The organism is Xanthomonas sp. 60, from assembly GCF_011761925.1.
On the sequence record NZ_JAASQW010000006.1, the window covers coordinates 110,069 to 124,286 of the forward strand.

13 protein-coding genes are annotated in these 14,218 nt (G+C 68.7%); 3 read left to right on the top strand and 10 right to left on the bottom strand.

The window, feature by feature from the left end:
- Window positions 1-116: 116 nt before the first annotated feature.
- Window positions 117-1,526 (bottom strand): type I glutamate--ammonia ligase, encoded by a 1,410-nt coding sequence (glnA, locus tag FHY09_RS13045; protein WP_166927320.1) that lies wholly within the window; start codon window positions 1,524-1,526, stop codon window positions 117-119.
- Between the two features lie 223 nt (window positions 1,527-1,749).
- On the opposite strand from glnA, the gene FHY09_RS13050 reads away from it, so the two are divergent.
- Window positions 1,750-2,544, top strand: coding sequence for an undecaprenyl-diphosphate phosphatase (locus tag FHY09_RS13050; RefSeq protein ID WP_166927321.1), 795 nt, complete (start codon window positions 1,750-1,752; stop codon window positions 2,542-2,544).
- A gap of 73 nt (window positions 2,545-2,617) precedes the next feature.
- Window positions 2,618-3,439 carry an META and DUF4377 domain-containing protein gene (locus FHY09_RS13055; RefSeq protein WP_166927322.1) on the top strand — a complete coding sequence of 274 codons (822 nt, stop codon included), beginning with the start codon at window positions 2,618-2,620 and terminating at the stop codon, window positions 3,437-3,439.
- Window positions 3,440-3,469: 30 nt separating this feature from the next.
- Here FHY09_RS13055 and FHY09_RS13060 read toward each other — a convergent pair whose 3' ends face one another.
- The 9 genes from FHY09_RS13060 to FHY09_RS13100 form a co-directional block, all read right to left on the bottom strand.
- Window positions 3,470-4,081, bottom strand: a complete 612-nt coding sequence (locus tag FHY09_RS13060) for a YbhB/YbcL family Raf kinase inhibitor-like protein (RefSeq protein WP_166927323.1) — start codon at window positions 4,079-4,081, stop codon at window positions 3,470-3,472.
- 10 nt (window positions 4,082-4,091) lie between these two features.
- Window positions 4,092-6,170: a tetratricopeptide repeat protein gene (locus tag FHY09_RS13065; RefSeq protein ID WP_166927324.1), complete on the bottom strand. Its 2,079-nt coding sequence runs from the start codon at window positions 6,168-6,170 to the stop codon at window positions 4,092-4,094.
- Between the two features lie 57 nt (window positions 6,171-6,227).
- On the bottom strand, window positions 6,228-7,223 hold the full coding sequence (locus tag FHY09_RS13070) for an alpha/beta fold hydrolase (RefSeq protein WP_166927450.1): 996 nt from the start codon (window positions 7,221-7,223) through the stop codon (window positions 6,228-6,230).
- Window positions 7,224-7,280: 57 nt separating this feature from the next.
- On the bottom strand, window positions 7,281-8,072 hold the full coding sequence (locus FHY09_RS13075) for a lysophospholipid acyltransferase family protein (protein WP_166927325.1): 792 nt from the start codon (window positions 8,070-8,072) through the stop codon (window positions 7,281-7,283).
- A 136-nt stretch (window positions 8,073-8,208) separates the two neighbouring features.
- A complete protein-coding gene (locus tag FHY09_RS13080) occupies window positions 8,209-8,643 on the bottom strand; it encodes a hotdog fold thioesterase (protein WP_166927326.1) in 435 nt (144 codons plus the stop codon).
- 19 nt (window positions 8,644-8,662) lie between these two features.
- On the bottom strand, window positions 8,663-10,723 hold the full coding sequence (locus FHY09_RS13085; RefSeq protein ID WP_166927327.1) for a phospholipase D family protein: 2,061 nt from the start codon (window positions 10,721-10,723) through the stop codon (window positions 8,663-8,665).
- Window positions 10,720-11,217: a YceI family protein gene (locus FHY09_RS13090; RefSeq protein ID WP_166927451.1), complete on the bottom strand. Its 498-nt coding sequence runs from the start codon at window positions 11,215-11,217 to the stop codon at window positions 10,720-10,722. The genes FHY09_RS13085 and FHY09_RS13090 overlap by 4 nt, the downstream gene beginning before the upstream one ends.
- 142 nt (window positions 11,218-11,359) lie before the next feature.
- Window positions 11,360-11,836: a SixA phosphatase family protein gene (locus tag FHY09_RS13095; protein ID WP_166927328.1), complete on the bottom strand. Its 477-nt coding sequence runs from the start codon at window positions 11,834-11,836 to the stop codon at window positions 11,360-11,362.
- A gap of 34 nt (window positions 11,837-11,870) precedes the next feature.
- Window positions 11,871-12,503, bottom strand: a complete 633-nt coding sequence (locus FHY09_RS13100) for a ParA family protein (RefSeq protein WP_166927329.1) — start codon at window positions 12,501-12,503, stop codon at window positions 11,871-11,873.
- 128 nt (window positions 12,504-12,631) lie between these two features.
- On the opposite strand from FHY09_RS13100, the gene FHY09_RS13105 reads away from it, so the two are divergent.
- A complete protein-coding gene (locus FHY09_RS13105; protein WP_166927330.1) occupies window positions 12,632-14,116 on the top strand; it encodes an AAA family ATPase in 1,485 nt (494 codons plus the stop codon).
- The last annotated feature ends 102 nt before the right edge of the window (window positions 14,117-14,218 follow it).

A 14,218-nucleotide genomic window follows, 5' to 3' on the forward strand; every position in this document is an offset into this window, starting at 1 on the left:
CTGGGTGGAACACGCCGGGCAGCCCCTGCGGCCGGCGGCTTCCGGCTCCCCAGCCGGAAAAAGATGCGGCGATGGCAGGAGGAGGGAGGGAAGCCCCCCACCACCGCCGCACAGGCTCAGCTGGCGTAGTACAGCTGATATTCCAGCGGATGGGTGGCCGCGCGGAACTTGGTGACTTCCTGCATCTTCAACGCGATGTAGCCGTCGATGAAGTCATCGTCCATCACGCCGCCGGCCTTGAGGAACTCGCGGTCCTTGTCGAGCGCTTCCAGGGCCTGGTCGAGCGAGGAGCAGACCTGCGGGATCAGCTTCTCTTCTTCCGGCGGCAGGTCGTACAGGTCCTTGTCGCTCGGCGCGCCCGGGTCGATCTGGTTCTTGATGCCGTCCAGGCCGGCCATCATCAGCACGGTGAAGGTCAGGTAGCCGGACTGGATCGGGTCCGGGAAGCGCATTTCGATGCGGCGCGCCTTGGGGTTGGTGACGAACGGAATGCGGCACGAGGCCGACCGGTTGCGGGCCGAGTAGGCCAGCATGACCGGCGCCTCGAAGCCCGGCACCAGGCGCTTGTAGCTGTTGGTGCCCGCGTTGGCGAAGGCATTGATGGCACGCGCGTGCTTGAAGATGCCGCCGATGTACCACAGCGCCAGCTGGCTCAGGCCGCCGTAGCCATCACCGGAGAACAGGTTGGTGCCGCCCTTGGACAGCGACTGGTGCACATGCATGCCGCTGCCGTTGTCGCCCACCAGCGGCTTGGGCATGAAGGTCGCGGTCTTGCCATTGCGATGTGCCACGTTCTTGATCACGTGCTTCATGCGCAGCAGTTCGTCGGCCTTCTGCACCAGCGTGCTGAACTTGGTGCCGATCTCGCACTGGCCGGCCGTGGCCACTTCGTGATGCTGCACTTCCACTTCGATGCCGACCTGCGCCAGCGTCTTGCACATCTCCGCACGCAGGTCGTGCAGGGTGTCGGTCGGCGGCACGGGGAAGTAGCCGCCCTTGACGCCCGGGCGGTAGCCGCTGTTGGCGCCGTCATACTTGGCGCCGCTGTTCCACGCCGCTTCCTCGGAATCGATCTTGAAGAACGTGTTGCCCATGTCGTTGGCGAAGCGCACCGAATCGAAGATGAAGAACTCCGGCTCCGGGCCGAAGAACGCGGTTTCGGCGATGCCCGACGACTTCAGGTAGGCCTCGGCGCGCTTGGCGATGCCGCGCGGGCAGCGGCCGTAGGGCTGCATGGTGGCCGGATCGAGGATGTCGCAGGTGATGACCAGGGTCGGATCGGCATAGAACGGATCCACGTATGCACTGGACGGGTCCGGCAGCAGCACCATGTCCGACTCGTTGATGCCCTTCCAGCCTGCGATGGAGCTGCCGTCGAACATCTTGCCTTCTTCAAACAGCGACGGCTCGATGATGCTGACCGGGAAGGTCACGTGCTGTTCGATGCCGCGCATGTCGACGAAACGCAGATCGATGAACTCGATCTGGTTGTCCTTGACCAGCTTCTCAACGTTTTCCAGGGACATCGGGTGCAACCTCGGATGGATGAATGCCTGTTGGGTACTGAGCAATCTCCGTGCCAACTTTTCCAGCTTCACAAGTCCTTGATCCGCATGACCCTGCACCGCATCCGTGCGCGCGGCTGTGCACTGCTCTGGTGCATGCAGCGCACCATGCACCGCTTTGGTGCGATGGCCGATGGTCTATGCTCTTGCCCTTCCTTCCGCCGCCCGAAGCCCCGCCTGCCCCATGTCCGACCTGCTCTCCGCCCTGCTGCTGGGCATTCTTGAAGGCATCACCGAATTCCTGCCCATCTCCAGCACGGGGCATCTGCTGATCGCACAGCACTGGCTGGGCGCGCGCTCGGACTTTTTCAACATCATCATCCAGGCCGGCGCGATCCTCGCCATCACGCTGGTGTTCCGGCAGCGGCTGTGGGCGCTGGCCACCGGCCTGCACCAGCGCGAGAACCGCGATTACGTGCTGAAGCTGGGCGCGGCCTTCCTGGTCACCGCGATCGTGGGCCTGCCGGTGCGGCTGGCCGGTTGGGAGCTGCCGGAGACGGTCACGCCGGTGGCGTGGGCGCTGATCATCGGCGGTATCTGGATGCTGCTGGTGGAGGCCTATACCGCGCGCCTGCCCGACCGCGGCCAGATCACCTGGACCGTGGCCATCGGCGTGGGCATCGCGCAGGTCGTGGCCGGTGTGTTTCCGGGCACGTCGCGCTCGGCATCGGCGATCTTCCTGGCGATGCTGCTCGGCCTCAGCCGGCGCGCGGCCGCCACCGAGTTCGTGTTCCTGGTCGGCATCCCCACCATGTTCGCCGCCAGCGCCTACGCGTTCCTGGAGCTGGCCAAGGAGGGAAAGCTGGCCACGGAGAACTGGACCGATGTCGGCGTGGCCTTCGTTGCAGCGGTCATCACCGGCTTTGTCGTGGTGAAGTGGCTGCTCGGGTACATCAAGTCGCACCGGTTCACCGCGTTTGCGTTCTATCGCATCGCACTGGGCGCGGCGCTGTTGCTGTGGTTGCCGGCTGGCAACTGAACGCGCCCGCCGTGGCGCGACCCCATCGGTTGCACGAGCCCGTTCGTGTTCCGGTCATTCCAAGGAGAACTCCATGAAGCGCACGCTGATCCTGTCCCTCCCGCTGCTGCTGCTGGCTGCCTGCAGCAGTGAAAATCCCGCACCGGCCGGCAACGCGGACGACCTGGCACCGAGCGCTGCGGCAGCCGCTGCGGTGAAGACCGCCGCGCACCTGCAGGCCCAGCGCCTGCATGGCCAGCATTGGCGGTTGAAGGACGCCACGACCGCCGACGGCAAGCGCATCGATGCCCTGTTCGCGCAGGACGCCGCCCCGGTCACGCTGGACTTCAACGAGGGGCGTGTGGCGGTGTCCAACACCTGCAACGGCATGAGCGGTGGCTACAGCCTCAACGAAGGCACGTTGACCTTCGAGCCGCTGGCGGCCACGCGCAAGGCCTGCGCCGCACCGCTGATGGCCCGCGATGAAGCGGTCAGCAGCCGCCTGCAGGGCGAGGTCAAGGCCGATGTCGCCGACAACGGCGAACTGACCCTGCGCACGGCACAGGGCGACGTGCTGGTGTTCCAGCCCGAAGCGAGCGCGCAGACGCGCTACGGCGGGCCGGGCGAGACCGTGTTCCTGGAGGTGGGCCCGCAGACCCGTCCGTGCCCGCATCCGCTGATCAAGGACAACCAGTGCCTGCAGGTCCGCGAGGTCCACTTCGACGACCAGGGCCTGAAGCAGGGTGAGCCGGGTGAGTTCGAGAACTTCTACAGCGCCATCGAGGGCTATACCCATGAAGCCGGCGTGCGCAACGTGCTGCGCGTGAAGCGCTTCAAGGTGGAGAACCCGCCGGCCGACGGTTCCTCCCAGGCGTACGTGCTGGACATGGTCGTGGAGTCCGATACCCGGCAATGAGCGAAGGTGCCGGGCCAGGCCCGGCACCTTTCAGGCCAGATCAGGATTCAACGTGTAGGTGCCATGCAGCGTGGCTTCGGCCAGCACGTGGCCGTGCATCGCGCGGTGCACATCACCGGCGGTGAACGGCGTGGGCAGCGCGAGCGTGGCCACGTCCAGGGCGAACACGCGGAAGAAGTAGCGGTGCACGCGCTCGTCGTTGAACGGTGGATACGGGCCGTCATAGCCCAGGTAGTCGCCGGCCATGTCCGCGTTGCCTGCGAACCAGCCGGTGAAATCATTCAGGCCCTGGCGGCTGCCCGCCGGGCCGGACGGGGCGGCCTTGCCCTTGGCGACGAAGCCATCGCTGCAGCTGCCTTCGGCGATCTCCTGCACGTGCGCCGGCACGTCCACCATCACCCAGTGGACGAAATCGCAGCGTGGCTGGTCACGTGGAATGCGCATGTCGTGGCGGCCCACGGTCTCCGGCACGGTCGGCACGTCCGGGTCCACGCACAGCACCACGTAGGACTGCGTGCCCGGCGGGACATCGCGCCACGCCAGGTGCGGGTTGCGGTCGGGTGCGAAGCCGCTGGCATCGCCAGCGGCCTGTCCGCGGGGGATCGGTGCACCGTCGTGCACGTTGTGGCTGGTCAACTGCATGGAAGACGCCTCACTGTTCGGGATAACCAAGGCGCACGGCCACGGGGGTCAGCAGGTCGAAGGCCGCGCCCATCGCTTCGCGGTAGTGCAGCCAGTGGCCCGGCGGGAAGCGCGGCGTGCCCACGGCCTGCGCCGGTGGCATGCGTACGTTGAAGGCCTCCTGCAGCACATCGGCGACCGCCTGCGGGTCGTGGCCCACGGTATCCATGCGCACGATCATGTGCGGATACAGGCTTTCCTCGTGCAGGGTGGCAAGCTGCGCGAGCGTGCGGGCCAGCCACTGCGCCGCCTCGTTGAGCGAAGTCAGCGCCAGCGGCATCGCCGCACCGTAGGCCACCCAGTCCAGCAGCATGTCGCGCGGATCGCGGATGACGGCCAGCAGGCGCCCGTGCGGCAGCTGCGGGCGCAGCGCCCACAGCAGCGCGTTGTCCCACCACAGCAGCCAGTCGATCACCGCCCCGCCGTCCAGCCCACGCTGCGGCAGCGTGTCGCGCCAGCGCTGCACGAGCGACTCGGGTGTCAGCACGCCGGACGCCAGTTCCTGCAGCGTGTTGTAACTCTGCAGTGGATCGCTCGGCGGCGTGGGGCCGTAGCGGTCGCTGCGGAACACCGGGCTCGCCCCGGCCAGCGTGACCGCCACGCGTTCGACGCCCGATCCGGGCGCGCCCCACAGGAAGATGGGCGTGGCCGCCGTGTCCTGCCCTTCGATGGCTTCGCCCAGCGGCGGCCAGTTCGGCGGGGCCTTGGCCTGGGGCGGCAGGGGCAGACGGGCTGCGGCGTGGTCGGCATGCAGGTCAAGCCAGGTACGCAGCGCATCGCGCGGCTGCCCGGCGCTGTCCTGCACTTCGCCCAGCCAGGTGCGCAGGTCGGTCCGCACCTCTTCCCCGGCGCCTTCGACCAGGGCCTGCACGCGCGCGATCGCGGCGGCGGGATCGCGTGCGAGCAACGCCTGCACCAGCCGCCGTTCACCGCTGATGCGGCCCGGCTCCGCTTCGACGATGCGCAAGGCCATGGCCTCGGCGCCGTCGGCCTCGCCCCGCATGTCATGCAGGGTCAGGCGCGTCTCCATGGCCGGGATGTGGTCCGGCATGGCCGCGCGCCAGCGCTCGACCACCGCGACCGCACCCTCGCTGGCCACGCCTTCCACCGCCAGGCGCGCCATCCACAGGTCGTGCAGCTGGTCGTGGCCGGCCGCCAGGGCGGCATCGAGTTCGCTGCGCGCTTCCTCGTCGCGGCCCAGGCGCTGCCAGGCCATCAGCAACAGCTGCAGCAGCGGGCGGTCGGCGGCATGCTCGGCCAGCAAGGGCCGCAGGTGCTCCACCGCCTGCAATGGCTGCCCGGACTGCAGCGCGAGCTGCGCCGCAAGCCGGCGCAGGCCGAGCGAATCCAGCTCCGGGCGTGCCAGCGACTGCTCCAGCATCGACGCCGCCGCTTCCACGTTGCCCTGCCGCAGCGCCAACTGAACGATCAACCCGTGCAGCGAGGTCATGCCGGGGTTGAGTTCCAGCACCCGCCGGAAGGACTGTTCGGCGAAGGCCAGCATGTCCTTGCGCAGGTAGGCAAAACCGAGCGCATACAGCACGCGCGGGTCGTCCGGCAGTGCGCGCATGGCGGTGGACAGCTGGGCCAGTGCGTCATCCACCGCACCGCGGTGCAGGGCCACCATGCCGGTCACTGCCGCCACTTCCGGGTGCCCTTCCTGGACCCGCGCGGCCAGCCGCGCCAGCCGTTCGGCTTCGTCCAGCTCGTTGCGCGCCAATGCCAGGTGCGCCTGCATCAGGTAGGCCTCCAGCGCATTCGGGTTGAGCCCGGTGCTGCGCTCCAGCGCCGCGTTGGCGGCATCGAGCTGGCGCAGCGCGAGCAGCAGCCCGGCCTGCTGCTGGTGCAGGTCGGCATCGTCCGGGGCCAGCGCGAGCGCCCGCTGCAGGCTGTCCGTTGCGCCCTGCAGGTTGCCCTGCTGCTGCAGCGCCAGGGCGAGCCAGCGATGGGCCTGTGCCTGCTCGGGCGCTTCGGCGACCCACTGCGTGGCGAGCGCTACGGCCTGGTCGGTGTCACGGCCGCGCAGGGCCTGGAGGATCTGTTCGTGCATTGCGGTCCGGCTCACGGGCAAACCCGCATTGTAACGACCCTGACCGCGGGCGCCCGCTCAGGTTCCGCGGACCGCCTGCAGCAGGTGGCGGGCCACCCAGCGCTCGGAGAAACCGTCACCGCGCCAGTTCTCGATGAAGCCGCAGTGCCCTCCCCAGCGCGCGCTCTGCAGGCTGGAATGCGCAGGCAGCTGCCAGCTTGCGAAGGTGGTGAAGGGAATCACCGGATCGTCCTGCGCCATCAGGATGTCGGCGGGCACTTCGAGCGTGGCCAGGCGCTCGCCGCCGATGGCGTAGCCATCGAAATAAGCCTGCAGCGTGCCGAAATCGGTGTGGTGCTCCACCAGCCAGGCAGTGAGCGCGCGGATGTCCAGGGCCAGCACGCTGTCATCGACATCGCTCAGGTCCGGGAACAGCGCGCGCTTGCGGCGCAGCGACACCGCCCACTTGCGGCGGAAGTACCAGTCGTACATCGGCGGGCCGTTCTCGATGCTCTCCATCGTCAACGATGGGTCGAGCACGGGGCATACCGAGGCCACCCGCTGCAGCGGCACGCCCGCCGCCGGTGCATGCAGGGCCAACCGCAGCGCGAAGTTGCCGCCCAGCGAGTAGCCTGCCGCCACCAGCGGCAACGAGGGCCAGCGCCGCGCCACGTCGGCGGCGGCGGCCACCACTTCCTCGATCCGGTTGGAGTGGAAGATGCCCGGATTGAGGTGGTGCGTATTTCCGTGGTCGCGGAAGTTCAGCCGCACCACGTCGAAGCCTTCCTGCAGCAGGCGCGCAGCCGTCATGCGCATGTAGCTGGATTCGGCACTGCCCTCCCAGCCGTGCAGCAGCAGCGCCAGGCCACACGCCGGGCGTGCGTCGATGGTGCTGTGCCAGCCCTGCAGGCGCACCCCGTTGCCGCCGTCCAGCAGCACCTCGCGGGTACGCGCGCCGGTGGCGGCCAGCAACTGGCGGCCGCGGCGCAGCCGCAGCCGGCTGGAGCTGAGCATGGACTGCAGGTGCGCGTTGCGCAGCCAGCGCGGCGGCTGGTAGTCGTCGGCGTGGGGCATCCCGGGCGGGCTGCCGGTACCGGGCTGCAATGCGGGCGCGATCAGTGACACCCCCGCTCAGGGTCCTGTCATGGCCGCGACGATGCGCGCACGCGAGGTCTCGGCGATGCGCCGGCGACCCTCCAGGTCATGGCTGCCGATCGGCTCCAGGAAGTGCACTTCGGCACGGCGTACCGGCTCGCCGAGCAGCCGGATGAGGTTGGCACCGAAGCTCTCCTTCGGGCCGAAGGCCACCAGGGTCTGCGCATCACCCTGTGTGCCGTAGCGCAGCGCCACCGGCTGCACCGGCACGCCGGTTTCCACCGCGGCCTGGAAGATGCGGGCGTGGAAGGGGCCTACATCAAGGCCACCGCGCGTGCGCCCTTCGGGAAACACGCCCACCGCATGGCCCTGCTGCAGCCGCACGACCATGGCCTGCATGACCCCGCCCAGCGATTCAGTGCTGCCGCGCTGGTGGAAGATGGTCTGGCCGCGTGCGGCGAGCCAGCCCACCACGGGCCAGCCGGCGATCTCGCGCTTGGCCACAAAGCCCATCATGCGCTGGCTGTGGAGGATGGAGATGTCCACCCAGCTGACATGGTTGGCCACGAACAGCACGGCGCCCGGCAGCGGCTGGCCGGTACGGGCCAGGCGGAAGCCGAAAATCCACATCAGGCCACCCTGCCAGCGGTTGACCACCCACGCGCCCAGCGAGGTGCCGCCCACGCGCAGTTCCGACCACGGCGGCAGCATGCCGATCAGGGTCAGCGGCAGGAACACGAACAGGTGGACCAGCAGCAGTGGAACGCGGTACAGGTATCGGCACGCACGCGCCACGCCGCGACGTGAGGCCGGGGTGGGGGAATTCATCCGCGCACCATACCCGAGCGCCGCCATGGCTGCCAGCGTACAACGAGGCCGCAAGGCGCCCGCAGGCGCCTGCACGTGGAACACTGCGTCCGGCACCCGCTGCATGCGACGCCGCGCGGCCGCCAGCGACCCGGGATCAGCCGTGGCCAGCCGCCACCACGGCCAAGGTGAGCCGCGAGGTGCAGACCAGGCGCGATTGCTCGTCCTCGATGCGGATGTCCCACAGCTGGGTGCTGCGTCCGACGTGCAGCGCGCGCGCGGTGCCGGTGACCACGCCCTCGCGCTTGGCACGTACGTGGTTGGCGTTGATCTCCAGCCCCACGCAGACCTTCGTGGACGGATCCACGCACAGGTTGCCGGCGCTGCTGCCCAGGGTCTCGGCGAGCACCACCGAGGCCCCGCCGTGCAGGATGCCGTACGGCTGGTGCGTGCGTGCGTCCACCGGCATGGTGGCCTGCAGCCAGTCGTCGCCGAAAGCGGTGAACACGATCCCGAGGCGCGAGATCAAGGTGTCCGCGCTCAGCGCGTTGAGCGCCTCCAGCGACACAGGGGCATGGAACAGGGAAGGCATGGGGCAAGGCTCCGGGCAGTCAGAGGATCGGCACCAGACCGGCGCCGAAAGCGGTGAGCATGCGCACCAGCAGCCACTTCGGCCCGACGTTGACCTCCGGGAAATCACCGACGGCGGTGTAGCACGTCTCGAAGTCCGGGTGCTGGCGCGGCACGGGCTGCGGGCAGGCCGGGCCCGGCTGGAATTCGTAGTTGGTGGAGTACCGCCAGGGCCAGAAATCCAGGATCGGCAGTGCTTCGGACGCCTTGCCCACGCTGTAGTTCAGCCCCGAAAGCACCGGCGGCTTGGCGCGTGGCGCCACGGTCCAGGAGTTCTCCGGCCCCATGTCGCGCAGGATGCTGTCGGCCAGGCGCTGCGCGAAGACAGCATCCTCGATGATCACCGCGCCTTCGGTGTTGTAGTTTTCGCTGCGCGGATCGAAGTTGTGCGTGCCGACCACGCCGATGCGACGGTCCACCACCAGCGATTTGGCATGCAGCCCCATGCGTGCACCGGAGCGCGTCACCGGCAGCGGCCGGTTGACCGCCTTGCTGCCCAGGAACGAAGGCCGCGTCTCGGTACGCAGCAGGTCGCGCTCCACCTCGCTGCCGCTGCCGCCCGTACGTCCACGGCGGCGCTCACGCGCGTTCTCATAGGCACTGCCGTTGCGTGGCAGGCCGGTCCGCGGGCCCTGGCCTGGCGTGCTCTGCGCCTCGCCGCTGGAACCCGGCGGACGGGCATTGCTGCCGGCGGCGCTGCCCCCCAGCAGCCCGCCCTGGTGCTCGGCGGAGGATGCCGCCAGGGGATCGGGCATGAGGTTGCGCGGGTCCACCGGTGCATCGAGCGGGAACGGTTTGAACTCGAAGATGTTGAAGCCCAGCTCGCGCATGTTGCGCCGCTTGTACTTGTAGGAGAGCGCGTAGACGATCGGGTTGTCGGTGGCGGCCAGGCTGTTGCTGGACACCAGCACGCGGGGCGGGTTTTCACGCGCGCGCAGGGTGCGGAACAGCTCCCGCGCAGGCTTGGACAGCACCAGGTACGGTGTCTGCAGCAACACCTCCGTTTCGGCGTTGGCGATCAGCTGGTCCAGCTGCGGCTCGGTCAGGTGCTGGCCGAACTCAGGATGGCCGGCGCGCTCGCGCCGGTGCTTGCGTGGAAGATCGGCGACATAGCGCACCGAGGTCACCGGCAGCGCGGTATCGACGAAGGCGCGGGCGATGAACTCCGGATCGTCGGCCTCGCGGCTGACCCGTTCCACGCGCTCGGGGCGCCGGTAGTCGATCGGCGGCATGCTCGGCACGCCCGTATCCAGCAGGCTCCTGCCGATGTCATTGAGCCGCTCCACCGGCACGCTGCGCGGGGCGCGCCAGAAGGCATCGAAATTGGCCGCCATGCCGCGGGCCTCGGGTCCGGCCACCATGACATCGCGGTCGCGGAAGTTGTATTCCGCATCCCAGTCGAAGTAATCGTCCTGGTAGTTGCGCCCGCCGACCACGCCGATCGCATCGTCGATGACCAGCAGCTTGTTGTGCATGCGCTGGTTGAAGCGGCGGAAGCAGCACAGCACGCTGCCGGCATAGTCCAGGTAATTGAGCTGCACCTTGCCGAAGGTAGGGTTGTAGACCCGCAGTTCGAGGTTCTGGTGGGCCCCGGCCAGCGCGCCGAGAATCTGCACGTCGGTGATCGCCGAAAGCTGGTCGATCAGCACGCGCACCTTCACCCCGCGCCGCGCCGCGGCGAGCAGCTCCTCCAGGACCAGCCGGGCGCTGTCATCCTTGTCGAAGATATAGGTCTGCAGATCGATGCTGCGGGTGGCGCTGCGCAGCAGGTTCAGCCGTGCGACCAGCGATTCCTCCCCTTCGTCCAGCAGCGTGGCGTAGTGCTTCGGCCGTTCCTGGGTGGACTGGCTGAACGCCTTGCCGGCCAGAGCACGCAGCGGCGAATCGAGCGCACAGCGGTCAGCCTGGTCGCACTCGACCGTGGTCGAGCGTGCCTGCGCGGCAATGCCGGCCGCACGGTCACGCTCGCTGCTGGACAGCGACGCACAGCCACTGGCCAGCAACAGCGTTGCCAGCACGAGCCAGCGCAACAGGGGATTCACGGTTTCGGCGCCTCGCTCAGGCGGGCCCGCAGAACAAACGTCACTCGATCGCTCAGGGCCAGCTGCCAGTTGTCCATGCCGTAACGCCCCCGGAGGATGGTGCCACGGCTCACTACATCGCAATCATAGCCGGGTCTGTCGCAGGCTGCCCGCTCCACGCGCAGGACCTCCGGATGGCTCACCCCGCGCAGCATCAGCCGTCCCTGGATGTCGCCACCCTGGGCGACGGTCTCCGGATCATAGGGCAGCGAATCGAACTCCACGGCCGGGTGGCGTTGGGCATCGAAGAAGTCTTCCCCGCGCATCCAGCCGGTGTAACGGTCCTTGCCCGGGATCTCCACCGAGCGGGTGTACATCTTCAGGTGCACCTGGTGGCGGCCGTCGGACAGCACTTCGATGCGCCCCTCGAAATGCGGGAAGTTGCCCTCGATGCGCTGCCCGATGCGGGTGCGCACGTCGAAGCCGATCCGTGAGCGCCGCGCATCCAGGAACATCGGTCCGGTGGCCTGCACCGCCGGCAGGGTCACCGGCGCGTGGCGCTGCGTCGAGGCCCCCGAGGGTGCTGGCTGGGCCAGCAGGCCGGTCGGCAGCGCCAGGGCCGCCAGCAGCGTCGCAGCGCCTCGGGGCGTCATGGGATCAGGGCCACCAGAACGCGTTGAGAGTGGCCACACCGGGCTCGATCACCGCCTCCTGCGGGAAGCTCAGCACGGCCACGCCCGCCGGCGGCATGCCGCGGTACTCGCTGGTCTCGCCGGTGGTGAGCAGGGCAGCAAGGCGTTCCAGGCCCGGATTGTGACCGACGATCATCAGCCGCTCGATGTCTTTGCGATCGTCCACCAGGCCGATCAGGGTGCCGGGCGTGGCGTCGTACACCTTGTCTTCCAGGCGGTGCTCGAAGAAGCCGGTGACGCCGACGACCGCCTCCAGTGTCTCGCGGGTGCGGCGCGCCGGGGAGCACAGCACGCAGTCCGGTTGCAGGTTGTGGTCCTTCAGCCACTTGCCGGCCGCTTCGGCTTCGGCCAGCCCGACCGCGGACAGGGGCCGGTCCAGGTCGGCCTGGCCGGTGCTGGCGGGCTCGGCATGGGCATGGCGCAGCAGGATCAGTTCACGCATCGGAGTCTTCCTTTGTAGGAGAGGTACGTACGGCTCATGCCTTGTCCAGCCATGCCAGCAGTGCGTCCCAATCGGCCTGGTGTTCACGCACCTGGGCCGAGCGATAATCGAACAGGCTGCGTCCAAGCCCTGTCATGACCACGTAGCTCTGGCTGTCACGCAGCTGGGTGACGACCGGGTACGGCCACTGCGAGAGCATCTGGATGGCCTGCTGGGAGGTCTGCGTCCAGGGCTTGGTGCGGTTGAGCACCAGCCCGACGGGCAGGCTGCGGTCGTGCACGCGGGCAACCTTGGCGAGGCTGTTGAGGAAGCCCACGATGGCTTCGATGTCCAGCGCGGACGGCAGCACCGGCACGACCACCGCATCGGCGGCCTGGAGGAAATGCGGGATGTCATCGGCCAGCGCGCCGGCCGGTGCGTCGATGATGACGGTATCGGTCCCGTCAGGGACTTTCTGGGACCACTGCTTCTTCCGGTACACATCGAGCGGCAGCACCGCGCTCTCCAGCTCCGAGCGCCGCTGCGCCCAGCGGGTGCTCGAGCCCTGCGGGTCGGCGTCGGCGATGACCGTATGCCGCCCCTGCAGCGCCGCGTGGGCCGCCAGGTGGGTGGCGATGGTGGTCTTGCCCACCCCGCCCTTGGAACCTGCCACCAGGATCGTCTTCATGCAGGCATTGCCTCCAGGGGAAAAACGTAGCCCGAGCGTACACCGCACCCGGTGACGGTGATAGTCGCCGGGCTGAACCGGCCGGTCCGCGCTTTGCTATCGTGACGCTCCCGAAGGACCGAACCGGCATGAGCGAACTGCAGGACCTGAGCGCACTGATCCGCGCCAACACCCCTTTGATCATCATCGAGACCCAGGACGAGGGTCGCGTGGTGGAGCTGTTCCGGCAGACGCTGCTGCAGGTGTGGCGCGCACTCTACCGATGGTCGATCACCGAGGGCCTGCGGCGCATCGACCTGGAGCGCGAAGACGAGCCGGTCGGCCCGCCCGACGCCAGCGCGGCGCTGCAGATGATCCAGCAGGCTGACCAGCGCGGCGTCTACCTGCTGCTGGATTTCCACCCCTACCTCGGCTACGCCAGCCACCAGCGCGCCCTGCGCGACCTGATCCAGCGCCGCCACAGCCAGCCGCACGTGCTGGTGCTGATCGGTGCGAAGGTCACCCTGCCCGATGAACTGGAAGCGCTCGCCACCCGCTTCAATCCCCGCCTGCCCGATGCCAACGCCCTGCTGAAGATGCTGCGCGAAGAGGCTGATGGCTACGCGCGCGAGCATGGGGGACGGCGGGTGGAGGTGGACAGCGAAGCGGTGAAGAAGATCCTGCGCAATCTGCAGGGACTGAGCCTGGTGGATGCGCGCCGCATCGCCCGCCAGCTGATCTACGCCGATGGCGCGCTTGGCGATGACGACCTGCCGCAGCTGGCGAAGCTGAAGTTCGAGCTGCTCAACCGCAGCGGCCACCTGTTCTACGAGTACGACACCGCGCGCTTCGGCGATGTGGCCGGTGCGAACCGCCTCAAGCGCTGGATCAACCAGCGACGCGTTGCGTTCATCGGTGGCACGGCGCCACCGGGGCTGGATCCGCCGCGCGGCATGCTGCTGCTCGGCGTGCAGGGCTGCGGAAAATCGATGCTGGCCAAGGCCACGGCCGCAGGCTTCGGCGTGCCGCTGCTGCGCCTGGACGTGGGCGCGCTGTACAACAAATACCACGGCGAAACCGAGGCCAACCTGCGCCAGGCACTGGCATCGGCCGAGCAGCTGGCGCCGTGCGTGCTGTGGATCGACGAACTGGAGAAAGGCCTGGCGACCGGCGGCGAGGATGGCGGCGTGTCGCGGCGCGTGCTGGGCACGCTGCTGACCTGGATGGCCGAACGGCGCGCGCCGGTGTTCATCGTGGCCACGGCCAACCAGGTGCAGGAGCTGCCGGCGGAACTGCTGCGCAAGGGCCGCTTCGACGAGATCTTCTTCGTGGACCTGCCGCGACCGGACGTGCGGGTGGAACTGTTGCGGCTGCACCTGCAGCGCCGCCAGTTGAATCCGGACGATTTCGCGCTGCCGGCGCTGGCGGCGGCCTCGGAGGGGTTTTCCGGTGCGGAGATCGAGCAGGCGATCGTTGCTGGCCTCTACGCCGCCCATGCCGAGCAGCGGGCGCTGGATACAGACGTGCTGATGGGAGAGATCCGCGGCAGCCGTCCGTTGTCGGTGCTGATGGCCGAGCAGGTGCAGGCGCTGCGGGCGTGGGCGGCGCCGCGGACGGTGAACGCGGACGATTGAAGCGACGGTGAGCGGCTGGGCCCCTCGTGGTGGGCATGTGTCGGTAGGTTTTCGGGTTCAGGTCGGGCGGTGGGGCCGGGCGGGGGACGGCAAAAGCCGCTC

Bases quoted from the DNA above. Each gene is read 5' to 3' on its own strand.
- glnA (WP_166927320.1), bottom strand. From the start codon at position 1,526: ATGTCCCTGGAAAACGTTGAGAAGCTGGTCAAGGACAACCAGATCGAG.
- FHY09_RS13050 (WP_166927321.1), top strand. From the start codon at position 1,750: ATGTCCGACCTGCTCTCCGCCCTGCTGCTGGGCATTCTTGAAGGCATC.
- FHY09_RS13055 (WP_166927322.1), top strand. From the start codon at position 2,618: ATGAAGCGCACGCTGATCCTGTCCCTCCCGCTGCTGCTGCTGGCTGCC.
- FHY09_RS13060 (WP_166927323.1), bottom strand. From the start codon at position 4,081: ATGCAGTTGACCAGCCACAACGTGCACGACGGTGCACCGATCCCCCGC.
- FHY09_RS13065 (WP_166927324.1), bottom strand. From the start codon at position 6,170: ATGCACGAACAGATCCTCCAGGCCCTGCGCGGCCGTGACACCGACCAG.
- FHY09_RS13070 (WP_166927450.1), bottom strand. From the start codon at position 7,223: ATGCCCCACGCCGACGACTACCAGCCGCCGCGCTGGCTGCGCAACGCG.
- FHY09_RS13075 (WP_166927325.1), bottom strand. From the start codon at position 8,072: ATGAATTCCCCCACCCCGGCCTCACGTCGCGGCGTGGCGCGTGCGTGC.
- FHY09_RS13080 (WP_166927326.1), bottom strand. From the start codon at position 8,643: ATGCCTTCCCTGTTCCATGCCCCTGTGTCGCTGGAGGCGCTCAACGCG.
- FHY09_RS13090 (WP_166927451.1), bottom strand. From the start codon at position 11,217: ATGTTCCTGGATGCGCGGCGCTCACGGATCGGCTTCGACGTGCGCACC.
- FHY09_RS13095 (WP_166927328.1), bottom strand. From the start codon at position 11,836: ATGCGTGAACTGATCCTGCTGCGCCATGCCCATGCCGAGCCCGCCAGC.
- FHY09_RS13100 (WP_166927329.1), bottom strand. From the start codon at position 12,503: ATGAAGACGATCCTGGTGGCAGGTTCCAAGGGCGGGGTGGGCAAGACC.
- FHY09_RS13105 (WP_166927330.1), top strand. From the start codon at position 12,632: ATGAGCGAACTGCAGGACCTGAGCGCACTGATCCGCGCCAACACCCCT.